This is a genomic window from Pseudomonas oryzae (genome assembly GCF_900104805.1).
GTDB lineage: Bacteria > Pseudomonadota > Gammaproteobacteria > Pseudomonadales > Pseudomonadaceae > Geopseudomonas > Geopseudomonas oryzae.
The window spans coordinates 4,242,855-4,265,456 of sequence record NZ_LT629751.1; the positions used below are offsets into that span (position 1 = coordinate 4,242,855).

Genomic DNA, 22,602 nt, shown 5'->3' on the forward strand with positions numbered 1-22,602 from the left:
AGACTGAGGGATCCTATGAGTCATCCGAGCTATACCCGCGGCCCGCAGGACAAAGAACTGCTGGCCATGACCATCGGCGCGGCCTTTGACCGCACGGTTGCCCGCTTCCCTCAACGCGATGCGCTGATCGTCCGTCACCAGGGCCTGCGCTACACCTGGAGCGAACTGGCCGAGGCGGTCGACCGCTGCGCCCGCGCCTTCATCGCCCTCGGCCTGCAACCCGGCGAGCGTCTCGGCATCTGGTCGCCCAACTGCGCCGAGTGGTGCATCACCCAGTTCGCCAGCGCCAAGGTCGGCGCCATCCTGGTCAACATCAATCCCGCCTACCGCCTCAGCGAGCTGGAGTACGCGCTCAAGCAGTCCGGCTGTCGCTGGCTGATCTGCGCCGACTCGTTCAAGACCTCCGACTACCACGCCATGCTCGGCGAGCTGCTGCCGGAGCTGGCGCCCAGCGCCACCGGCGCGCTGCACAGCCACATGCTCCCCGAGCTGCGCGGGGTGATCAGCCTGGGCAAGCAGCCGGCCGACGGCATGCTCGGCTGGCAGCGCCTGCAGGCCATGGCCGACGAGGTCGGCCCCGAGCAGCTGCGCGAGCGCAGCGAGCTGCTGCAGTTCGACGAGCCGATCAACATCCAGTACACCTCCGGCACCACCGGCTTCCCCAAGGGCGCCACCCTCAGCCACTTCAACATCCTCAACAACGGCTTCATGGTCGGCGAGAGCCTCGGCCTCACCGAGCAGGACCGCCTGGTCATCCCGGTGCCGCTGTACCACTGCTTCGGCATGGTGATGGGCAACCTCGGCTGCCTGACCCACGGCAGCGCCATGATCTATCCGAGCGCCGCTTTCGAGCCGCTGGCCGCCCTGCAGGCGGTGGCCGAGGAACGCGCCACCGCGCTGTACGGCGTGCCGACCATGTTCATCGCCATGCTCGACCACCCCGAGCGCGACGGCTTCGAGCTGTCCAGCCTGCGCACCGGGATCATGGCCGGCGCCACCTGCCCGATCGAGGTGATGAAGCGGGTGATCGCCGAGATGCACATGAGCGAGGTGCAGATCGCCTACGGCATGACCGAGACCAGCCCGGTGTCGACCCAGACCGGGCCGAGCGACGACCTCGAGCGCCGCGTCACCAGCGTCGGCCGCACCCAGCCGCAGCTGGAGAGCAAGATCGTCGACGAGCACGGTCGCATCGTGCCGCGCGGACAGATCGGCGAGCTGTGCACCCGCGGCTACAGCGTGATGCTCGGCTACTGGAACAACCCCGACGCCACCCGCGAGGCCATCGACGGCGCGCGCTGGATGCACACCGGCGACCTGGCGGTGATGGACGACGAGGGCTACATCAAGATCGTCGGGCGCAACAAGGACATGATCATCCGCGGCGGCGAGAACGTGTACCCGCGCGAGATCGAGGAGTTCCTCTTCACCCATCCGGCGGTGGCCGACGTGCAGGTGATCGGCGTGCCGGACCAGAAGTACGGCGAGGAGATCGTCGCCTGGGTCAAGCTGCACCCGGGGCAGGCGGTCGAGGGCGAGACGCTGCGCGAGTTCTGCAAGGGGCGCATCGCCCACTTCAAGATCCCGCGCCACGTGAAGTTCGTCGACGACTTCCCGATGACCATCAGCGGCAAGGTGCAGAAGTTCCGCATGCGCGAGATCAGCGTGGTGGAGCTGGGCATCAACCAGCACTGAGTGGCGTTGTGCCGAGCGTTCCCACGCGCCGTGTGGGAACGCCGCCGCGCCCGGATGCTCCGCGCCCCTCCCGCGTGACGACGGGCGCAGGAGCGCCCCGGGCAGGAGCGCCCCGGAGCAGGTGCCTGCGCGGGAGCCTGGGCACCATCAACTCGATAGATGAAGGACCATTGCATGACCGCCCCGATCAGCCGCTTCCCCGTTCCCGAGACCCTCGACGCGCTGCCGCAGGACCTGCGCGAGCGCATCCTCGCCGTGCAGGACAAGGCCGGCTTCGTGCCCAACGTGTTCCTCATGCTGGCGCACCGCCCCGACGAGTTCCGCGCCTTCTTCGCCTACCACGATGCGCTGATGGAGCGCGAGTCGGACACCCTGAGCATCGCCGAGAAGGAGATGATCGTGGTCGCCACCAGCGCCCGCCACGGCTGCCTGTACTGCGTGGTGGCGCACGGCGCGGTGCTGCGCATCCGCAGCAAGCAGCCGGAGCTGGCCGACCAGCTCGCCATCAACCACCGTACCGCGCCCATCGGCGCGCGCCAGCGGGTGATGCTCGACTTCGCCCTGCACCTCTCCTTCGACCACGGCGTGCTCGACGACGCCTGGCAGCAGCGCCTCGAGGCGGTCGGCTTCAGCCACGACGACATCTGGGACATCGGTGCCATCGCCGCCTTCTTCAGCCTGTCCAACCGTCTGGTGTCGCTGGCCGGCACCCCGCCGAATCCCGAGTTCTACCTGATGGGCCGGCTGCCGCGCGAATCGCGCAGCTGATCACGCTGCACTGCACTAAAGGCGTAGGCGAGATGCTTGCCGGGCGCTTCCTGATGCTGTTAACGTAAACGTCAAGGCCTCCCCGGCCTGCGCCTCATCCAACAAAAACAATCAAGGTTAGAGGGCACCCCATGGCACCAGAGTTCGTGCTGGAAACTCGCGGCCTGACCAAGGAATTCCGCGGCTTCACCGCGGTCGACTCGGTCGATCTGCGTGTGCAGAAGGGCCACATCCACGCGCTGATCGGTCCCAACGGGGCCGGCAAGACCACCGTATTCAACCTGCTCACCAAGTTCCTCACCCCGACCCGCGGCGAGATCCTCTACTACGGCAAGCCGATCACCGGCATGAAGCCCAACGAGATCGCCCGCCTGGGGCTGGTGCGCTCGTTCCAGATCTCCGCGGTGTTCGGCCACATGAGCGTGCGCGACAACGTGCGCGTGGCCCTGCAGCAGCGCGAGGGCAACTCCTTCCACTTCTGGAAGCCGGCGCGCTGCCTGGACGCGCTCAACGAGCGCGCCGAGCAGCTGCTCGCCGAGGTCGACCTGCTGTCCTTCGCCGATACCCTGACCATCGAGCTGCCCTACGGCCGCAAGCGCGCCCTCGAGCTGGCCACCACCCTGGCGCTGGAGCCCAAGGTGCTGCTGCTCGACGAGCCGACCCAGGGCATGGGCCACGAGGACGTCGACATGGTGGTCGACCTGGTGCGCCGCGCCGCGGTCGGCCGCACCGTGGTGATGGTCGAGCACAACCTCAGCGTGGTCAGCCGCCTGTGCGACCGCCTCACCGTGCTGGCGCGCGGTTCGATCCTCGCCGAGGGCGACTACGCCAGCGTCTCCGCCAACCCGCAGGTGCGCGAGGCGTACCTCGGTAGCGAGGCCGCCGCCGAGGAGTCCCACGCATGACCAGCCTGCACACCCCCGATTTCGAACAGCTGCGCATCAGCGACCTGCACGCCTTCTACGGCGAGTCGCACATCCTCCACGGCATCGACATGCTGGTGCGCCGCGGCGAGCTGGTGACCCTGCTCGGCCGCAACGGTGCCGGGCGCACCACCACCCTGCGCGCGATCATGAACCTGGTCGGCCGGCGCACCGGCTCGATCATGATCAACGGCAACGAGACCATCGGCAGCGCCGCGCACCTGATCCCGCGCCTGGGCGTCGGCTACTGCCCGGAGGAGCGCGGCATCTTCGCCAGCCTCAACGTCGAGGAGAACCTGCTGCTGCCGCCCACCGTGCGCAGCGGCGGCATGGGCCTCGACGAGATCTACGAGATGTTCCCCAACCTCTACGAGCGGCGCTTCAGCCAGGGCACCCGGCTGTCCGGCGGCGAGCAGCAGATGCTGGCCATGGCGCGCATCCTGCGCACCGGCGCCAACCTGCTGCTGCTCGACGAGATCACCGAGGGCCTCGCCCCGGTGATCGTGCAGAAGCTCGGCGAGGTGCTGCTCAAGCTCAAGGACAAGGGCCTGACCATCGTCCTGGTCGAGCAGAACTTCCGCTTCGCCGCACCGCTGGCCGACCGTCACTACCTGATGGAGCACGGCCAGATCGTCGAGGAGATCAGCGCCGCCGAGCTGCCGGCGCGCAAGGAAATGCTCAACGCCTGCCTCGGCGTGTGACAGCGAACCCGTAACACCCCGCGAGCGACTCGCGGCGGCGCGGCTCCACCGCGCCGTCCGGGCCGCCCGCGGGCCGCGCAACACCTGGTCGATCTGTACAACAACAAAAACCGAGCACAGTGGGTACATACCATGAAGCTGTTCCAGAAGACTGCTAGCGCCATCCTCGTCTCCAGCCTGATCGCCGGCACTGCCCAGGCGTCGATCAGCAACGACGAAATCCGCATCGGCTACCTGGCCGACATGTCCGGCACCTACCGCGATCTCGCCGGCCCGGGCGGCCTGGAGGCGCTGAAGATGGCCGTCGAAGACTTCGGCGGCAGCGTCGACGGCAAGAAGATCGTCATCTTCAACGCCGACGACCTCAACAAGCCGGACGTCGGCGCCAACACCGTGCGCCAGTGGGTCGACGAGAAAAACGTCGACATGGTGACCGGCCTGGTCGCCACCTCGGTGGTGCTGGCCGCGGCCAAGGTGGTCGAGCAGGCCGACAAGCTGGCGCTGATCTCCGGCGCGGCCTCCTCGAGCATCACCAACGAGTACTGCTCGCCCAACCACATCCACTGGACCTACGACACCTACGCGCTGGCCAACGGCACCGCCAAGGCGGTGATGGGGCAGGGCGGCAAGAGCTGGTACATGCTGACCGCCGACTACGCCTTCGGCCACGCCATGGAGGCCGACATCACCAAGGTGGTCAAGGAGGGCGGCGGCGAGGTGCTCGGCTCGGTGCGCCATCCGTTCCCCAGCCAGGACTTCTCCTCCTACGTGCTGCAGGCGCAGGGCTCCGGCGCCCAGGTGATCGCCCTGGCCAACGCCGGCGCCGACACCGTCAACGCGCTGAAGACCGCCAGCCAGTTCGGCGTCACCCAGGCCGGGCAGAAGCTGGCCGGCATGGTGGTGTTCCTCAACGACATCCACGCCATGGGCCTGGAGGTCACCCAGGGCCTGATGCTGACCACCGGCTGGTACTGGGACATGAACGACGAGACCCGCGCCTGGGCCAAGCGCTACTTCGAGCGCTTCGGCCGCATGCCGAGCATGGCCCAGGCCGGCGTCTACTCGGCGACCATGCACTACCTGAACGCGGTCAAGGCCACCGGCAGCGACGACACCAAGACCGTGCGCGCGCAGATGGCCGCCACCCCGGTCAACGACATGTTCGCCAAGGGCGGCAAGATCCGCGAGGACGGCCGCATGGTCCACGACATGTACCTGGTGCAGGTGAAGACCCCGGCCGAGTCCAAGGGCGAGTGGGACCTGTACAAGATCGTCAGCACCATCCCCGGCGAGCAGGCCTACCGCCCGCTGGCCGAGAGCCAGTGCAAGCTGGTCGGCAAGGTGGCGCAGAACTGATCGACCGCCGGCTCCCGCGCCGCGTGGCGCGGGGGCGAGCCATCCACCCGGCCCGCGCGGCCGGGTGTCGCGGACTTCCTGTGGGTGGTGACTCATGACTCTCGTATTCGGTATTCCCCTGAGCGTGCTGCTCGGCCAGCTGCTGCTCGGCCTGATCAACGGCGCCTTCTACGCGCTGCTCAGCCTGGGCCTGGCGATCATCTTCGGCCTGCTGCGCATCATCAACTTCGCCCACGGCGCGCTGTACATGCTCGGCGCCTTCGCCGCGCTGCTCGGCCTCAACTACCTGGGCGTCAACTACTGGGTGGCGCTGGTGCTGTCGCCGCTCCTGGTCGGCGCCATCGGCATGGCCATCGAGCGCAACCTGCTGCGCCGCATCGCCGGCGAGGACCACCTCTACGGCCTGCTGCTGACCTTCGGTCTGGCGCTGATCCTCGAGGGCTGCTTCGTCAAGCTGTTCGGCGTCTCCGGCGCCTCCTACCCGACCCCCGACCTGCTCAAGGGCGGCGTCAACCTCGGCTTCATGTTCCTGCCGACCTACCGCGCCTGGGTGGTGGTGGCCGCGCTGGTGGTGTGCCTGGTCACCTGGTACATGATCGAGCGCACCCGTCTAGGCTCCTACCTGCGCGCCGGCACCGAGAACCCCAAGCTGATGCAGGCCTTCGGCATCAACGTGCCGCTGCTGATCACCCTGACCTACGGCTACGGTGTGGCCCTGGCCGCCTTCGCCGGGGTGCTCGCCGCGCCCATCTATCCGGTCAGCCCGACCATGGGCGCCAACCTCTTGATCGTGGTGTTCGCCGTGGTGGTGATCGGCGGCATGGGCTCGATCATGGGCGCCATCGTCACCGGTCTGGCCATGGGCCTGATCGAGGGCCTGACCAAGGTGTTCTATCCCCAGGCGGCCAGCACCGTGGTGTTCCTGGTCATGGTCATCGTCCTGCTGGTGCGTCCGGCGGGTCTGTTCGGCAAGGAGGCATGAGCATGTCGACTCTCGAGAATCTTCCGTCGGTCGCCGCGCTGCCGCCGAGCGTGGAACAGGAACGTCGGCGCGCCGCCCGGCGCCGCAAGCTCGGCTTCTGCGCCGCGCTGGTCGGCGTGGCGCTGGTCGCGCCGCTGGCGATCTACCCGGTGTTCCTGATGAAGCTGCTGTGCTTCGCCCTGTTCGCCTGCGCCTTCAACCTGCTGCTCGGCTACGCGGGGCTGCTGTCGTTCGGCCATGCGGCCTTCCTCGCCACCGGCGGCTACGTCACCGGCTACCTGCTCAGCCAGTACTCGGGGCTGTCCACCGAGCTGGGCATCCTCGCCGGCACCGTGGCGTCCGGCGTCCTCGGCCTCGGCTTCGGCCTGCTGGCGATCCGCCGTCAGGGCATCTACTTCGCCATGATCACCCTGGCGCTGGCCCAGCTGGTGTTCTTCGTCTACGTGCAGGCGCCGTTCACCGGTGGCGAGAACGGCCTGCAGGGCGTGCCGCGCGGCGAGCTGTTCGGCCTGATCGATCTGAAGAACAACCTGGCGATGTACTACTTCGTGCTGGCGGTGTTCCTGTTCGGCTTCGCGGTGATCCAGCGCACCATCCACTCGCCCTACGGCCAGGTGCTCAAGGCGATCCGCGACAACGAGCCGCGCGCCATCTCGCTCGGCTACAACGTCGACGCCCACAAGCTCCTGGCCTTCGTCATCTCCGCCACCCTCACGGGCCTGGCCGGAGCGACCAAGACCGTGGTGTTCCAGCTCGCCTCGCTGACCGACGCGCACTGGCACATGTCCGGCGAGGTGATCCTGATGACCCTGCTTGGCGGCGTCGGCACCGTGCTCGGCCCGCTGGTCGGCGCCGGCGTGGTGGTGACCCTGCAGAGCTACCTGTCCAGCGGCCCGCTGGGCGACTGGGTGCACGTGATCCTCGGTCTGATCTTCGTGCTCTGCGTGCTGCTGTTCCGCGCCGGCATCGTCGGCTGGGTGCAGAAGCTGATCCGCCGCAACTTCAAGTGAGATAGAGGTAACCGATGAAGATCCTCGTGACCGTGAAACGCGTGGTCGACTACAACGTCAAGGTCCGCGTCAAGGCCGACGGCTCCGGCGTCGACCTGGCCAACGTCAAGATGGCGATGAATCCCTTCTGCGAGATCGCCGTGGAGGAAGCGGTGCGCCTCAAGGAAAAGGGCATCGCCTCTGAGGTGGTGGTGGTCTCGGTCGGCGCCAGCGCCGCCCAGGAGCAGCTGCGCACCGCGCTGGCCCTCGGCGCCGACCGCGCCGTGCTGGTCGAGTCCAATGATGAGCTGAACTCCCTGGCCGTGGCCAAGCTGCTCAAGGCGGTGGTCGACCGGGAGCAGCCGCAGCTGGTCATCACCGGCAAGCAGGCCATCGACAGCGACAACAACCAGACCGGGCAGATGCTCGCCGCGCTGACCGGCTTCGCCCAGGGCACCTTCGCCTCCCGGGTGGAGATCGCCGGCGGACAGGCCCGCGTCACCCGCGAGATCGACGGCGGCCTGCAGACCGTTTCACTGAAACTGCCGGCCATCGTCACCACCGACCTGCGCCTCAACGAGCCGCGCTACGCCTCCTTGCCCAACATCATGAAGGCCAAGAAGAAGCCGCTGGAGGTGCTGACCCCGGAGGCGCTCGGTGTGTCCACCGCCTCCAGCGTCAGGGTGCTCAAGGTCGAGGCCCCGGCCGCGCGCAGCGCCGGGATCAAGGTCAAGTCGGTGGCCGAGCTGGTCGAGAAACTGCAGAACGAAGCGAAGGTGATCTGATGGCCATTCTCGTCATTGCCGAACACAACAACGTCGCCCTGGCCGCGGCCACCCTCAACACCGTGGCCGCGGCACGACAGATCGGTGGCGATGTCCACCTGCTGGTCGCCGGTTCCGCCTGCGTCTCCGTGGCCGACGCCGCTGCCAAGGTCGCCGGCGTGGCCAAGGTGCTGCTCGCCGACGCCCCAGCCTACGCCCACCAGCTGCCGGAGAACCTCGCGCCGCTGATCGTCGAGCTGGCGCGGGGCGGCTACAGCCACGTGCTGGCACCGGCCACCAGTAACGGCAAGAACCATCTGCCGCGCGTCGCCGCGCTGCTCGACGTCGAGCAGATCTCCGAGATCGTCCGGGTGCTCGACGCCGACACCTTCCAGCGGCCGATCTACGCCGGCAACGCCATCGCCACCGTGCAGTCCAGCGCGGCGGTCAAGGTGATCAGCGTGCGCAGCACCGGCTTCGACGCGGTGGCCGCCACGGGCGGCAGCGCGGCGATCGAGACCCTGGCCTGCGGCGAGGACTACGGCCTGTCGTGCTTCGTCGGTGCCGAGCTGGCGCAGTCCGAGCGCCCCGAGCTGACCGCCGCGCGGGTGGTGGTTTCCGGCGGGCGCGGCCTGCAGAACGGCGACAACTTCCAGCTGCTCTACGCGGTGGCCGACAAGCTCGGCGCCGCCGTCGGCGCCTCGCGCGCCGCGGTGGACGCCGGCTTCGTGCCCAACGACATGCAGGTCGGCCAGACCGGCAAGATAGTCGCGCCCGAGCTGTACATCGCCGTCGGTATCAGCGGCGCCATCCAGCACCTGGCCGGCATGAAGGACTCCAAGGTGATCGTGGCGATCAACAAGGACGAGGAGGCGCCGATCTTCCAGGTCGCCGACTACGGCCTGGTCGCCGACCTGTTCGAGGCGGTACCGGAGCTCGGCCGCACGCTCTGAGCCGGCGCGTGCCGGTCGCCGCGCGGCTGACCGGCACGCCGTCCCTCGCTTCCTATACTGAGGGGCATGCCCAGCATGCCAGGAAGGGGGACGGCCATTGGACATTCCACAGCTGCGCAAGCACTACGCCGGGCGCATCGTCCTGCTCGGCTTCGGCTGCATCGGTCAGGGGGTACTGCCGCTGCTGCTGCGCCATCTCGCCATCCGCCCGGCGCAGATCGAGATCCTCGCCGCCGACGCCGCCGGCTTCGACCAGGCCATGCAGGCCGGCGTCCCCTACCGGCTGCAGGCGCTGGATGCCGGCAATTACCGGGCGGTGCTCGAGCCGCGCCTCGGCCCCGGCGACTTTCTGCTCAACCTGACGGTCGACATCTGCAGCGTCGCGCTGATCGACCTGTGCCGCGAGCGCGGCGCCCTGTACCTGGACGCCTGCATCGAGCCCTGGGCCGGCGGCTACGTCGACCGCCGCCTGCCGGCGGCGCAGCGCAGCAACTACGCCCTGCGCGAGGCGGCGCTGGCCCTGCGCCGGCCGGACGATCCGGGGCCGACCGCGGTGCTGGCCCACGGCGCCAATCCCGGGCTGGTCTCGCACCTGCTCAAGCAGGCGCTGCTCAACGTCGCCGCCGACACCGGCACGCCGCTGCCGCCGCCGACCGGCCGCGAAGGCTGGGCGCGCCTGGCGCAGCAGCTGGGCGTGCGCGTGGTGCATGTCGCCGAGCGCGACTGGCAGGTCGATCGCGTGCGCAAGGTGCCGGACGAGTTCGTCAACACCTGGTCGGTGCCCGGCTTCGTCAGCGAGGCGCTGCAGCCGGCCGAACTGGGCTGGGGCGGCCACGAGCGGCACTTCCCGGCCGATGGCCGCCGCCACAGCTACGGCTGCCGGGCGGCGATCTACCTGGAGCGGCCGGGCGCGGCCACCCGGGTGCGCAGCTGGACGCCGCTGGCCGGCCCGCAGCACGCGTTCCTGATCACCCACGGCGAGTCGATCTCCATCGCCGACTACTTCACCCTGGGCGCGGGCGCGCAGCCCGAGTACCGGCCCACCGTGCTGTACGCCTACCGGCCGTGCGACGACACGCTGCTGTCGCTGGACGAGCTGGCCGGGCGCAACTGGCGGCTGCAGCCGCGCCGTCGCCTGCTGCGCGACGGCCTGGTCAGCGGTGTCGACGAACTCGGCGTGCTGCTGATGGGCGAGGGCTTCGGCGCCTACTGGTACGGGTCGCGGCTGTCGATCGACCAGGCACGCGCGCTCTGTCCGGCCAACAGTCCGACCAGCCTGCAGGTGACGGTGGCCGTCGCCGCCGGGGTGCTCTGGGCGATCGACAATCCGGCCTGCGGGGTGATCGAGCCGGACGAGCTGCCCTTCGCCGAGATCCTCGACTTCTGCCGGCCCTACCTGGGCGATCTGGTCGGCGTGTTCAGCGACTGGACCCCGCTCGCGGGCCGCGGCTGGCTGTTCGACGAGGACCTCGACAGCGACGATCCCTGGCAATTCAAGAACTTCCGCGTGCTGTAGGGTGCGCCGCGCGCACCATGGGAGGGGCCTCGGTGAGCCCGCTCAGGCATTGGCCTGGTCGCTGACGATGCGCCCGTCGACCAGCTGCACGGTGCGCGCGCAGCTGGCCGCCAGGCGCGGGTCGTGGGTGACCACCAGCACGGCGCAGCCGAACTCGCGGTTGAAGCGGCGGAACAGCTCGAACACGCTCTCGGCGGTCCTGGTGTCGAGGTTGCCGGTCGGCTCGTCGGCCAGCAGCAGTGCCGGGCGGGTTACCAGCGCGCGGGCGATGGCCACCCGCTGCTGCTGGCCGCCGGAGATGCGGTTGGCCTTGCTGGCGGCGAAGCCGGACAGGCCGACCGCGTGGAGCAGCTCGAGGGCCAGCTCGCGGTCCGCGGCGCGCGGCTTGCCGTGACGGATCATCAGCGGCATCAGCACGTTGTCCAGCACGCTGAACGCCGGGATCAGGTGGTGGAACTGGAACACGAAGCCGATCGCCTCGTTGCGCAGGCGCGTGCGTGCGCCGTCGTCGAGTTCGCGGGTCGGCTGGCCGAGCAGGTACAGCTCGCCGCCGGTGGGCGAGTCGAGCAGGCCGATGACGTTGAGCAGGGTGCTCTTGCCCGAGCCGGACGGGCCGATCAGCGCGGTCAGCTCGCCGCGCACCAGGCGCAGGTCAATGTCGTGCAGCACCTGCTGCTCCAGCGGCGTGCCGGGGTTGTAGGCCTTGCCCAGGCCGGCCAGGCGCAGCACTTCCTGATCGCGGTCGAAGTCAGACATAGCGGATCGCCACTGCCGGGTCGTAACGGGCGGCGCGCCGCGCCGGCATGGCCGCGGCCAGCACGCCGGTGACGGTGGCCACCGCCATCGCCGTCGGGATCAGCGTCGGCTCGACCGGAATGAAGAACAGGCCGGGGCCGAAGGTGTTGAACACCTGCACCAGCGACCAGCCGACCAGGCCGCCGAGGCCGGAGCCGGCCATGCCGAGCAGGCCGCCCTGCAGCAGGAACACGCGCAGGATCTGCCCGCGCGGGCTGCCCATGGCGCGCAGGATGCCGATCTCGCGGGTGCGCTGGACCACGCTCACCGCCAGCACGCTGGCGATGCCGAAGGCCACCGACAGGCCGACGAACAGGCGGATCATCTGGGTGGTCATGGTCTGCGAGCGCAGCGCGTTGAGCAGCTGGCCGTTGGTGGCCATCCAGCTCTCCGCCTTGAGCCCGGTCAGGCGCGCCAGGCGCTCGGCGATGGCCTCGGCCTGGAAGATCTGCTGCACCGCGGTCTCGATCACCGTCACCCCGCCGGGCAGGTCGAGCAGGGTCTGCGCCTGCTTGAGGTCGAGGTAGACGTAGCGCGCGTCCAGCTCGCGCACCTCCAGTTCGAAGATCCCGGACACGTCGACCACCGCCTCGCGGCCCTCGCCGGCGTCCAGGCGCAGCTTGTCGCCGATGCCGAGGCCGAGGTCCTCTGCCAGTTCCTTGCCGATCACCGCATGTCCGGCCTCGACGTGGAAGCTGCCGGCGACCAGGTGCGGTTCGATGGGGATGATGCGCTGGTAGCGCGCCGGGTCGATGCCGAGCAGGGCCACCGAGGCGCGCGCCACGCCGCGGCGGGCGATGGCCGGGCCGCTGATCAGCGGCGACACCGCGCGCAGCTGCGGCTGCTGGTCGAGGGCGTCGCGCACGTCGGGCCAGTTGACGATGGTGCGCAGGCGCTGGGCGCGCGGGCTGGCCAGGTCGAGGGCCAGCGCGCCACCTTGCGGCGGCGGCACGCGGTTGACCTCGTCCGGCGGCAGGATGCGGATGTGCGCCTGGGTGCCGAGGGTGCGTTCGATGACGTTGGCCTGCAGGCCGGTGATCAGCGCGGTGATGAACACGATCACCGCCGAGCCGACGGCGATGCCGACGATGATCAGCAGGCTCTGCAGGCGGTTATCGGCGAGGAAGCGCATGGCGATCTTCCACTCGATCCACTGCGTGTCGATCAGGCGCATGGCCTCACTCCGTCACGCCGGCCGGCAGCGGCTGCTCGCGCAGGCGCACGCGCTGGCCGGGCTCGGCGTCGTCGACCAGCACCGCATCGCCCGCGGCCAGGCCCTCGACCACCTCGCTGAGGCTGGTGCCGCGCAGGCCCAGACGCACCGCCACGCGCTCGACCTTGCCGCCCTGCACGCGCAGCACCTCGGCGTGCTGGCCGGCGACGGCCTGCAGGGCATCGTTGGCGATCACCAGCGCACGTTCGCGGCGCGCGGTCTCGATGCTCACCGAGACGGTCATGCCCTGGCGCAGGAAGTCGGCCGGCTCGACCAGGTCGAGGTGCACGTCGAGGGTGCCGCGCGCCGGGTCCACCGCCGGCGCCAGGTAGCTGACGCGGGCGGCCAGCACCCGCTCGGGAAAGGCGTCGGCGACCACCTGGGCGCTCTGGCCGTGCTGCAGCGGGGCGAGGTTCTTCTCGTCCAGCGGCAGGAGGATCTCGCGGCTGTCGCGGCGGGCGATCTCCAGCAGGGTGTCGCCGGGGCGCACCAGGTCGCCCGGTTCGACGTTGCGGATCTGCACGCTGCCGGCGAACTGGGCGACGATCCGGGTCTTGGCCAGGGCGCTGCGCGCCTGCTCGAGGCGCTGGCGCAGCTGCTGCTCGGCGGTACCGCCCACCGCCAGGGTGCTGACGTTGAGGCGCGCGCGGGCGCGGGCGGCGCGCGCCACCGTTTCGGCGTGACGCGACTGGTCGCGCACCTCGGCGGACAGCAGCTGGCGGTCGAACAGCGCGTCGCGTCGCTCGCGCTCGCGGCTGGCGCGCGCCAGCAGGCTTTCCGTCTCGCGCAGGGTGGCCAGCGCCTGCGGACGCTCGGAGTCGATCAGCTGGCGCAGCGCCGCCTCGGCCTCGCGCAGGCGCGCCTGCTGCTCGGTATCGTCGAGTTCGAGCAGCAGCTGGCCCGGCTCGACGCTGTCGCCCTCGCGCACGTGGCGGGCCTTGACCACCCCGGTCAGCTCGCTGCCGACGCGCGCCAGCGACTGGCTGCTGACCTCGCCGCTGGCCACCACGCGCTGCACCAGCGGGCGCATCTCCAGGCGGTAGCCGGGCAGCAGGGGGCCTTGCCAGGCGCGCCAGCCCAGCCACAGCAGCAGGGCGAGCGGCAACAGAAACAGGAGGAAGGCGGGACGCAGGCGAAGAGGGGCGGACACGAATCACTCCCTGATGGAGCCGGGGCGGAGGGCAATGGCAGGAGTGTGCGAGAAAAGCCGGCGGCAGGCTACCGGGGCAGCGTCACCGGCGGTGCGGTGCGGGGCGAGCGCGCGTCCACGCCGGGGCATGGGCGCGCCCGGCCGCGGCGCTCAGTCCTTCTGCAGCCAGGTCGAGACGAACTGCTCGCCGTACTCTTCCTTCCAGGCCTTGAGGGTCTTGTTGTTGCCGCTCTTGGTTTCCAGCACTTCGCCGGTGATCGGGTTCTTCCACACCTGCAGCCTGCGCACGCGGCGGCCACTGTCCTGTTCCAGGACGTCCAGCTCGGGAATGTGGAGCGGCTGCGGGTCGAGGATGTCGACGATGTTCTGCAGTCGGTAGCCGTACTCTTGCAGCAGCGCCTTGAGTTTGTCCTCGAACTCCATTTCGCGCTTGAGTTCCTGATCGTGCTTGAGCGATTCCAGGCGCGCCAGTTGTTCCCTGAGCGCCTGTTCGGCCTTGCGGAATTCCAACAGTTTGGACATCGGGTTTCTCCGAGAGAAGAGGTGGGTCTGCAATAAGAAAATCCGGATAAGCGAAATTCTCGCAATCCCTGCGCTTATTTCTGCTGCGGATGAGGGTCTGCTTTTTATAGGGACGGCTGGCGGCCGTCAACAGTTTCAATAATAGCGAATAATATCTGTGGCGGCGTCGGTGAAGTGCGCCGGCCACGATTAGTGCAATTCCACGCGCCCCCTTGTCCCGTCTGGAGTGCAGGGGCGGCGGAATGCAGTTCGATTGCCTGCGCAGGCAGCCTTAGCTGTGCGTCAATGCAGGCAGCACTGCTTGAACTTCTTGCCACTGCCGCACGGGCAGGGATCGTTGCGGCCGGTCTTCGGTGCCTTGGGCTTTTCCGCTTCGGCCATCCAGAAGTCGCGAATGGCGAATACCAGGTCGGGCAGGCTGTCGCGCATCTGCGCGAGGTCGTCCTCGCTGGCTTCCTCGCCGTCGTCCAGCGAGAAGGCGCCGCTGAGCAGCATGAACGGCAGCAGCAGTTCCGGCTGGGCGTCGCGCAGGGCCTGCCAATCGCGGTCGCGCAGCTCCACGCCGCGCATGTAGCCGTAGCACCATTCGTCGACCAGGACTTCGTCCTCGCTGTCACCCACCTCGTAGATGGGCGCGAAGCTGTCCGGATTGTCGAACAGGCTGTTGGCCAGGCTGTTCATGTGGCGCATCAGCAGGTCGGTGAGTTGTTGCAGTTCGGCTTCCGACTCGAACTTCGGCAACTTGCCGCGCCACAGTGCCGGCAGCCATTCCGACGGCGAAATCGGATTGAGACCGGTGAGTACCGCGGTAAGGTAGCCGTCCAGTTCGGACACGCTGAATACGCAGTCGATATCTTCGCCGTCCTTGCCGTGTTCCTGTTCGGCCTTTTCCGAATAGCTGAACAGCAGTTCGTTCAACTGATCGATTTCCGCCTCGTCGAGGGGTTTTTCGAGCTCTTGCATGGGGAATGTCCTGCGCTAATGGGGCGGGGGGGCGGATATTAACAGGCCTGCCCGCCGGGAGGGATTCTGTGCGCAACAATGACCGGCCAGGCGGCAGGCGGGCGACCGGCGGGCACACGCCGGCTCGCCCGGGGCGGGCAGGCGATTATTCCTGCTGCTTGTCGAGCATCGCCTTCAGATTGGCGAAGGGGTTGTGCTTGACCTGCGGCGATTTCTCGCCGGGAATCACCGCGCTGCCGTTGTCGCCGTTGTAGATCGAATACTTGGAGTGTTCATGGTCGTGGCAATACAGGCAGAGCAACTCCCAGTTGCTGCCGTCGGCCGGATTGTTGTCGTGGTTGTGGTCGATATGGTGGACGGTGAGCTGGCTCAGATTGGAATAGGTGAATTCCCGGGCGCAGCGTCCGCATACCCAGGGATACATCTTCAGTGCCTTGTCCCGGTAGCCCGCCTCGCGCTGCCTGTAGCTGGCGCTGCTGCCTGTTCTGTCGGCCATGGTGGTTCTCGCATTCTCGCTGGTTGAACGGGGTGGCGCCGCTGTGCGTCACCGTTTGTGCGAGTGTTGGCCATGTGCCGCGGGCAGGCAAGAGGCGCGCGGCGGATGCTGGGGCATGTGCGAGGCGGCGGCCCGAGCGCCGGAGCCTAGGCCGCCGGCAGGCGCAGCGCCGGGCTGTAGCGCAGCATGTCGAGCAGCGCGTCGACCAGCGCGCCGGCCTCGCGGTCAAGGGCGAAGCTGTCCGGGCGCAGCAGCCAGTTGTTGATCAGGCCGTGGATGTAGGCGTGCATGCCGATGGCTGCGCGGGTCAGATCGAGGTCGGCGGGCAGCTGGCCGCGGCTGATGGCGTTGCGCAGCGACAGGGCAATGTCGCGGTCGATCTCGTCGCCGGTGGCCTGCAGCTGCTCGCGCAGGCTTTCCTGATCGCCGGCCAGTTCGCACTTGTGGTGGAAGATCTCGTTGACCCGGCGCTGCTGCGGGTCGTGCACCGTCTTGCACAGGAAGTGCACGAGAATGTTGCGGATCTGCCCCAGCGGGTCGCATTCCTCGGGGTCGCGCGCGGCGGCGCAGACCACCTTGTTGGCGTCGTGCTGGCGGGTGAGCATGGCGTTGAATACGTCGGCCTTGCTGGTGAAGTGCCAGTACACCGCGCCGCGCGACACCCCGGCGTCGGCGGCGATGTCGGCCATGGTGGTGTGGGCGACACCCTTGGCGGCGAACACGCGCTCGGCGCTGTCGAGGATCTGTTGCCGGGTGGCGGCGGCTTCTTCTTTGGTTCTGCGGGCCATGCGGGGTCTCTGAGCCTGGGGCGGATTGTGACTTCCCTGTGGTGTAGAGGGCGCGCAGTTTCACAAAAAACGCCGGCTTCGGCGAGTGACGTCGTGGCGCGATCTCCCGAGCGGGTCAACACTTGCAGTACTGCGAATTTACAAACAGACGCGAATGTAAGTATAGTGCCTGGCACTGGAGATGCAATCTCCTCGCGGATTTACACCCTTGCTTGTGCTCAACGATTTCGAGGCTTTCCGATGAAAAGCGCTTCCGCTCGCGCGACGCTGGGCTCCGCCGCCCTGCTGTCGCTTTTGCTGTTGGCCGGCTGCCAGAAAGAAGAGGCGCCGAAGCAGGCTGCGCCCGCGCCCAAGGTGGGCGTTGTGACCCTCGAGGCGCAGCCGTTCACCCTGACCAGCGAGTTGCCGGGCCGCACCGCGGCCTTCCGGGTCGCCGAGGTGCGCCCGCAGGTCGACGGCATCGTGCACAAGCGTCTGTTCGCCGAGGGCAGCGAGGTCAAGGCCGGCCAGCAGCTGTACCAGATCGATCCGGCCACCTACCAGGCGACCCTGAAGAGCGCCGAGGCCAGCGTGCTGTCCAGTCGTTCGCTGGCCGAGCGCTACCAGGTGCTGGTCAAGGACCAGGCGGTCAGCCGCCAGCAGTTCGACGAGGCGCGTGCAGCCCAGCTGCAGGCCGAGGCGGCGCTGGAGAAGGCGCGCATCGACCTGCGCTACACCCGGGTGCTGGCGCCGATCGGCGGACGCATCGGCCGCTCGGCGGTGACCGAGGGCGCGCTGGTCAGCAGCGGGCAGAGCGAGGCGCTGGCGGTGATCCAGCAGCTCGATCCGATCTACGTCGACGTCACCCAGCCGGCCACCGAGCTGCTGCGCCTGCGCCGCGAGCTGGCCAGCGGCCAGCTGGAGAAGGCCGGCGACACCGCCGCGCGGGTCGAGCTGAGCCTGCCGGACGGCAGCACCTACGCCCACGCCGGGCGCCTGGAGTTCTCCGAGGTGTCGGTCGACGAGGGCACCGGTTCGGTGACCCTGCGCGCGGTGTTCCCCAACCCCGAACAGGAGCTGCTGCCGGGGATGTTCGTCCAGGCGCGGCTGCAGACCGGCAGCAAGAGCGCGGCGATCCTCGCCCCGCAGCAGGGCGTGACGCGCAACCCTAAGGGCGAGGCGGTGGCCATGGTGGTCAACGCCGAGAACAAGGTCGAGGTGCGCACCCTCAAGGCCGAGCGCACCGCCGGCAGCTTCTGGCTGGTCAGCGAGGGCCTCGCGCCGGGCGACCGGCTGATCACCGAGGGCCTGCAGTTCATCAAGCCGGGCGTCGAGGTCCAGGTGCAGCCGGCCAGCAACGTGCCGGCGCTGGGCAAGCCCGCCACCGGCCAGCCGGCCCAGGGTCGTTAAGGGGATAGCCTCATGTCCAGATTCTTCATCGACCGGCCGATCTTCGCCTGGGTGATCGCCCTGGTGATCATGCTGGCCGGCGGCCTGTCGATCCTCAAGCTGCCGATCAACCAGTACCCGAGCATCGCCCCGCCGGCGGTGGGTATTTCCGTGCGCTATCCGGGCGCCTCGGCGCAGACCGTGCAGGACACCGTGGTGCAGGTGATCGAGCAGCAGCTCAACGGTATCGACGGCCTGCGCTACATCAGCTCGTCGAGCAACTCCGACGGCAGCATGGAAATCACCGCGACCTTCAACCAGGGGATCAATCCGGATATCGCCCAGGTGCAGGTGCAGAACAAGCTGCAGCTGGCCACCCCGCTGCTGCCGCAGGAGGTCCAGCAGCAGGGCATCCGCGTGACCAAGGCGGTGCGCAACTTCCTACTGGTGATCGGCCTGGTGTCCGAAGACGGCAGCATGGACCGCAACGACCTGGCCGACTACATCGTCTCCAACATCCAGGACCCGCTGTCGCGCACCAGGGGCGTCGGCGACTTCCAGGTGTTCGGCGCGCAGTACGCCATGCGCATCTGGCTGGATCCGAGCAAGCTCACCAACTACGCGCTGACCCCGGTGGACGTGAAGAGCGCCATCCAGGCGCAGAACGTGCAGGTGTCCTCCGGCCAGCTCGGCGGCCTGCCGGCCTCGCCGGGCCAGCAGCTGACCGCCACCATCATCGGCAAGACCCGCCTGCAGACCCCCGAGCAGTTCCGCGACATCCTGCTCAAGGTCAATGCCGACGGCTCGCAGGTGCGCCTCAAGGACGTCGCCCGCGTCGAGCTGGGCGGCGAGAACTACAGCATCAGCGCCGAGTACAACGGCCTGCCGGCCACCGGCATCGCGGTCAAGCTGGCCACTGGCGCCAACGCGCTGGATACCGTGGCGGCGGTGCGCCAGACCCTCGACGAGCTGGAGCCGTTCTTCCCGCCGGGAATGAAGGCGGTCTATCCCTACGACACCACGCCGGTGATCTCGGCGTCGATCCTCGGGGTGGTGACCACCCTGTTCGAGGCCATCGGCCTGGTGTTCCTGGTGATGTACCTGTTCCTGCAGAACTTCCGCGCCACCCTGATCCCCACCCTGGCGGTGCCGGTGGTGCTGCTCGGCACCTTCGGCATCCTCGCGGCGTTCGGCTTCAGCATCAACACCCTGACCATGTTCGCCATGATCCTGGCCATCGGCCTCTTGGTCGACGACGCCATCGTGGTGGTGGAGAACGTCGAGCGGGTGATGAGCGAGGAGGGCCTGTCGCCGCTGGAGGCCACGCGCAAGTCTATGGGGCAGATCCAGGGCGCGCTGGTCGGCATCGGCCTGGTGCTGTCGGCGGTGTTCGTGCCGATGGCGTTCTTCCCCGGCTCCACCGGGGTGATCTACCAGCAGTTCTCGATCACCATCGTCTCGGCCATGGCCCTGTCGGTGCTGGTGGCGCTGATCTTCACCCCGGCGCTGTGCGCCACCCTGCTCAAGCCGATTGCCAAGGGCCAGCATCACGAGAAGAAGGGCTTCTTCGGCTGGTTCAACCGCAGCTTCCAGCGCAGCGTGCACGGCTACGAGCGCGGCGTGAAGGCGGTACTCAGGCGCAAGGCGCCCTACCTGCTGATGTACCTGGTGATCGTCGGCGTGATGGCCTGGATGTTCACCAGGATCCCCACCTCGTTCCTGCCGGAAGAGGACCAGGGCGTGCTGTTCGCCCAGGTGCAGACCCCGGCCGGCTCCAGCGCCGAGCGTACCTACGAGGTGGTGCGGCAGATGCGCGAGTACCTGCTCGAGGAGGAGGGCGAGGTGGTCAAGTCGGTGTTCACCGTCAACGGCTTCAACTTCGCCGGGCGCGGGCAGAGCTCGGGCATGGCGTTCATCAACCTGCGGCCGTGGAACGAGCGCACGGAGCCGGGGCAGAGCGTGTTCGAGCTGGCGCAGCGCGCCCAGCAGCGCTTCTTCGGCTTCCGCGACGCCATGGTGTTCGCCTTCGCCCCGCCGGCGGTAATGGAGCTGGGCAACGCCACCGGCTTCAACATCTTCCTGCAGGACCGCGCCGGCGTCGGCCACCAGGTGCTCAGCCAGGCGCGCGACCAGTTCCTCGGCCTGGCCGCGCAGAATCCCAAGCTGGCCGGCGTGCGCCCCAACGGCCTGCGCGACGAGCCGCAGTACCAGTTGCTGATCGACGACGAGAAGGCGCGCGCCCAGGGTGTGGCGCTGTCGGACATCAACCAGACCCTGTCGATCGCCTGGGGCGGCAGCTACGTCAACGACTTCATCGACCGTGGCCGGGTGAAGAAGGTCTACCTGCAGGGCGAGGCCGGCGCGCGGATGAACCCCGAGGACCTCGACAAGTGGTTCGTGCGCAACGACCAGGGCCGGATGGTGCCGTTCAGCGCCTTCGCCAGCGGCCAGTGGATCTACGGCCCGCCCAAGCTGTCGCGCTACAACGGCGTGCCGGCCATGGAGATCCTCGGCGCCGCCGCACCGGGCTACAGCTCGGGCGAGGCGATGGCCGAGGTGGAGAAGCTCGCCGCCCAGCTGCCGCCGGGCATCGGCCTGGCCTGGACCGGGCTGTCCTACGAGGAGCGCCTGGCCGGCGACCAGGCCACCGCGCTGTACGCGCTGTCGCTGCTGGTGGTGTTCCTCTGCCTGGCGGCGCTGTACGAGAGCTGGTCGATCCCGTTCTCGGTGATGCTGGTGGTGCCGCTGGGGGTGATCGGTGCGCTGCTCGCCACCTACGGCCGCGGCCTGTCCAACGACGTGTACTTCCAGATCGGCCTGCTCACCACCATCGGCCTGTCGGCGCGCAACGCGATCCTCATCGTCGAGTTCGCCAAGTCGCTGCACGAGCAGGGCATGGGGCTGGTCGACGCCGCGGTGGAAGCCTGCCGCATGCGTCTGCGGCCGATCGTGATGACCTCGCTGGCGTTCATCCTCGGCGTGGTGCCGCTGGCCATCTCCAGCGGCGCCGGCTCCGGCAGCAAGCACGCCATCGGCACCGGGGTGATCGGCGGCATGCTCTCCGCGCTGGTGCTGGCGATCTTCTGGATCCCGCTGTTCTACGTGTTGATCTGCTCGCTGGCCGAGCGTCGCCGCAAGGCCATCGAGAAGGAGTCCGCGCTGTGAACAAGTCGATCCTCTCCCTGAGCATCCTGCTGGTCCTCGGCGGCTGCTCGCTGATCCCCGACTACCAGCGCCCGGAGGCGCCGGTGGCCGCGGCCTGGCCGCAGGGCCCGGCCTACGCCGCCGAAGTGGGGGAGGCGGGCGCCGCGGTGCCCGCCTGGCGCGGCTTCTTCCGCGATGCGGCGCTGCAGCGGGCGATCGAGGTGGCGCTGGCCAACAACCGCGACCTGCGCGTCGCCGCGCTGAATGTCGAGGCCTACCAGGCGCAGTACCGCATCCAGCGCGCCGAGCAGTTTCCCCAGCTCGACGCGCGCGGCAGCGGCACCCGCCAGCGCCTGCCGGCCGAGCTGACCCGCACCGGCTCCGCCGAGACCAACGGCGAGTACGGTGCCACGGTCGGCGTCAGTGGCTGGGAACTGGACCTGTTCGGCCGCCTGCGCAGCCTCAGCGCGGCGGCGCTCGAGCAGTACTTCGCCACCGAGCAGGCACGGCGCAGCGCGCAGACCGCCCTGGTGGCCAGCGTCGCCGACGCCTGGCTGACCCTGCAGGCCGACCGCGAGCTGCTGGCGCTCAGCGAGCAGACCCTCGAGACCTACGAGCAGAGCCTGGCGCTGACCCGGCGCAGCTTCGACGTCGGCGTGGCTTCGGCACTGGAGCTGGCGCAGGCGCGCAGCGCGGTGGAAGGCGCGCGGGTCAGTGTCGCCCGGTACACCCGCCAGGTCGCCCAGGACCGCAACGCCCTGCAGCTGCTGCTCGGCGGCAACCTGCCGGACGATCTGCCGGCCGCCGCGCCGCTGGAACAGCCGCAGCTGGCCGAGCTGCCGGTCGGCCTGCCGTCCGAGCTGCTGCAGCGCCGCCCGGACATCCTCCAGGCCGAACACCGGCTCAAGGCCGCCAACGCCGACATCGGCGCCGCGCGCGCGGCGTTCTTCCCCAGCATCAGCCTGACCGGGCGCGCCGGCACCACCAGCACCGAGCTGTCCGGACTGTTCAAGGGCGGCAGCGGCACCTGGCTGTTCCAGCCGTCGATCAACCTGCCGATCTTCACCGCCGGCAGCCTCAAGGGCAGCCTGGACTACGCCAAGCTGCAGAAGGAGATCGGCGTGGCGCAATACGAGCAGGCGATCCAGACCGCGTTCAGCGAGGTCGCCGACGGTCTCGCCGCGCGTACCACCTACAGCGCGCAGCTCGCCGCGCAGCGCGACCTGGTGACGGCCAATGCCGAGTACTACCGCCTGGCCGAGCAGCGCTACCGCACCGGCGTCGACAGCCACCTGACCCTGCTCGACGCGCAGCGCCAGCTGTTCGGCTCGCGCCAGCAACTGATCGGCGACCGCCTGGCCCAGCTGTCCAGCGAGATCGCCCTGTTCAAGGCGCTCGGCGGCGGAGTGGAGTAGGGACAGACCCTGAGCGTGCCCACGCGGGAGCGTGGGCACGCTCAGGGTCTGCGGTGGCGGACTGTCTGTTTGTAGGGGCGAATTCATTCGCCTGACGTCGC

At 68.9% G+C, this 22,602-nt stretch carries 20 protein-coding genes; 13 read left to right on the forward strand and 7 right to left on the reverse strand.

Annotation, left to right across the window (positions count from 1 at the left end):
* Window positions 1-15 precede the first annotated feature (15 nt).
* The 10 genes from BLT78_RS19330 to BLT78_RS19375 all read left to right on the forward strand — a co-directional run bounded on the left by BLT78_RS19330 (window position 16) and on the right by BLT78_RS19375 (window position 10,647).
* The gene (locus BLT78_RS19330) at window positions 16-1,695 is read left to right on the forward strand and encodes an AMP-binding protein (RefSeq protein WP_090351510.1); all 1,680 of its coding nucleotides are present in this window, start codon (window positions 16-18) and stop codon (window positions 1,693-1,695) included.
* Window positions 1,696-1,869: 174 nt separating this feature from the next.
* Complete coding sequence (locus BLT78_RS19335; RefSeq protein ID WP_090351511.1) at window positions 1,870-2,463, forward strand: peroxidase-related enzyme; 594 nt, start codon at window positions 1,870-1,872, stop codon at window positions 2,461-2,463.
* Window positions 2,464-2,594: 131 nt separating this feature from the next.
* Complete coding sequence (locus tag BLT78_RS19340; protein WP_090351513.1) at window positions 2,595-3,368, forward strand: ABC transporter ATP-binding protein; 774 nt, start codon at window positions 2,595-2,597, stop codon at window positions 3,366-3,368.
* Complete coding sequence (locus BLT78_RS19345; protein WP_090351514.1) at window positions 3,365-4,087, forward strand: ABC transporter ATP-binding protein; 723 nt, start codon at window positions 3,365-3,367, stop codon at window positions 4,085-4,087. The genes BLT78_RS19340 and BLT78_RS19345 overlap by 4 nt, the downstream gene beginning before the upstream one ends.
* A 132-nt stretch (window positions 4,088-4,219) precedes the next feature.
* The gene (locus BLT78_RS19350) at window positions 4,220-5,443 is read left to right on the forward strand and encodes an ABC transporter substrate-binding protein (protein WP_090351516.1); all 1,224 of its coding nucleotides are present in this window, start codon (window positions 4,220-4,222) and stop codon (window positions 5,441-5,443) included.
* A 94-nt stretch (window positions 5,444-5,537) separates the two neighbouring features.
* Window positions 5,538-6,425 (forward strand): branched-chain amino acid ABC transporter permease, encoded by an 888-nt coding sequence (locus tag BLT78_RS19355; protein WP_090351517.1) that lies wholly within the window; start codon window positions 5,538-5,540, stop codon window positions 6,423-6,425.
* A gap of 2 nt (window positions 6,426-6,427) precedes the next feature.
* Window positions 6,428-7,435: a branched-chain amino acid ABC transporter permease gene (locus BLT78_RS19360; protein WP_090351518.1), complete on the forward strand. Its 1,008-nt coding sequence runs from the start codon at window positions 6,428-6,430 to the stop codon at window positions 7,433-7,435.
* 14 nt (window positions 7,436-7,449) lie between these two features.
* Window positions 7,450-8,199 carry an electron transfer flavoprotein subunit beta/FixA family protein gene (locus BLT78_RS19365; protein WP_090351519.1) on the forward strand — a complete coding sequence of 250 codons (750 nt, stop codon included), beginning with the start codon at window positions 7,450-7,452 and terminating at the stop codon, window positions 8,197-8,199.
* Window positions 8,199-9,131, forward strand: a complete 933-nt coding sequence (locus BLT78_RS19370) for an FAD-binding protein (protein ID WP_090351521.1) — start codon at window positions 8,199-8,201, stop codon at window positions 9,129-9,131. Before BLT78_RS19365 ends, BLT78_RS19370 begins: the two co-directional genes overlap by 1 nt.
* A gap of 97 nt (window positions 9,132-9,228) precedes the next feature.
* Window positions 9,229-10,647 (forward strand): homospermidine synthase, encoded by a 1,419-nt coding sequence (locus tag BLT78_RS19375; protein WP_197673125.1) that lies wholly within the window; start codon window positions 9,229-9,231, stop codon window positions 10,645-10,647.
* A 42-nt stretch (window positions 10,648-10,689) separates the two neighbouring features.
* Here BLT78_RS19375 and BLT78_RS19380 read toward each other — a convergent pair whose 3' ends face one another.
* From BLT78_RS19380 to BLT78_RS19410, 7 genes are all read right to left on the reverse strand, one after another.
* Window positions 10,690-11,403 (reverse strand): ABC transporter ATP-binding protein, encoded by a 714-nt coding sequence (locus BLT78_RS19380; protein ID WP_090351523.1) that lies wholly within the window; start codon window positions 11,401-11,403, stop codon window positions 10,690-10,692.
* Window positions 11,396-12,616, reverse strand: a complete 1,221-nt coding sequence (locus BLT78_RS19385) for an ABC transporter permease (protein WP_090351524.1) — start codon at window positions 12,614-12,616, stop codon at window positions 11,396-11,398. Before BLT78_RS19385 ends, BLT78_RS19380 begins: the two co-directional genes overlap by 8 nt.
* A gap of 4 nt (window positions 12,617-12,620) precedes the next feature.
* Window positions 12,621-13,805, reverse strand: coding sequence for an efflux RND transporter periplasmic adaptor subunit (locus BLT78_RS19390; protein ID WP_231975657.1), 1,185 nt, complete (start codon window positions 13,803-13,805; stop codon window positions 12,621-12,623).
* Between the two features lie 150 nt (window positions 13,806-13,955).
* A complete protein-coding gene (locus tag BLT78_RS19395; protein WP_090351525.1) occupies window positions 13,956-14,327 on the reverse strand; it encodes a histone-like nucleoid-structuring protein, MvaT/MvaU family in 372 nt (123 codons plus the stop codon).
* A 282-nt stretch (window positions 14,328-14,609) separates the two neighbouring features.
* The gene (locus BLT78_RS19400; protein WP_090351527.1) at window positions 14,610-15,290 is read right to left on the reverse strand and encodes a UPF0149 family protein; all 681 of its coding nucleotides are present in this window, start codon (window positions 15,288-15,290) and stop codon (window positions 14,610-14,612) included.
* Window positions 15,291-15,435: 145 nt separating this feature from the next.
* Window positions 15,436-15,786, reverse strand: a complete 351-nt coding sequence (locus BLT78_RS19405) for a YajD family HNH nuclease (RefSeq protein ID WP_090351529.1) — start codon at window positions 15,784-15,786, stop codon at window positions 15,436-15,438.
* Between the two features lie 146 nt (window positions 15,787-15,932).
* On the reverse strand, window positions 15,933-16,574 hold the full coding sequence (locus BLT78_RS19410) for a TetR family transcriptional regulator (protein ID WP_090351530.1): 642 nt from the start codon (window positions 16,572-16,574) through the stop codon (window positions 15,933-15,935).
* A gap of 240 nt (window positions 16,575-16,814) precedes the next feature.
* Between BLT78_RS19410 and BLT78_RS19415 the strand changes: the two genes are divergently transcribed.
* The 3 genes from BLT78_RS19415 to adeC are packed head-to-tail and all read left to right on the forward strand — an operon-like array spanning window position 16,815 to window position 22,501.
* Window positions 16,815-17,963 (forward strand): efflux RND transporter periplasmic adaptor subunit, encoded by a 1,149-nt coding sequence (locus BLT78_RS19415; RefSeq protein WP_090351532.1) that lies wholly within the window; start codon window positions 16,815-16,817, stop codon window positions 17,961-17,963.
* Window positions 17,964-17,975: 12 nt separating this feature from the next.
* A complete protein-coding gene (locus tag BLT78_RS19420; protein WP_090351534.1) occupies window positions 17,976-21,107 on the forward strand; it encodes an efflux RND transporter permease subunit in 3,132 nt (1,043 codons plus the stop codon).
* On the forward strand, window positions 21,104-22,501 hold the full coding sequence (adeC, locus tag BLT78_RS19425) for an AdeC/AdeK/OprM family multidrug efflux complex outer membrane factor (protein WP_090351536.1): 1,398 nt from the start codon (window positions 21,104-21,106) through the stop codon (window positions 22,499-22,501). Before BLT78_RS19420 ends, adeC begins: the two co-directional genes overlap by 4 nt.
* Window positions 22,502-22,602 lie beyond the last annotated feature (101 nt).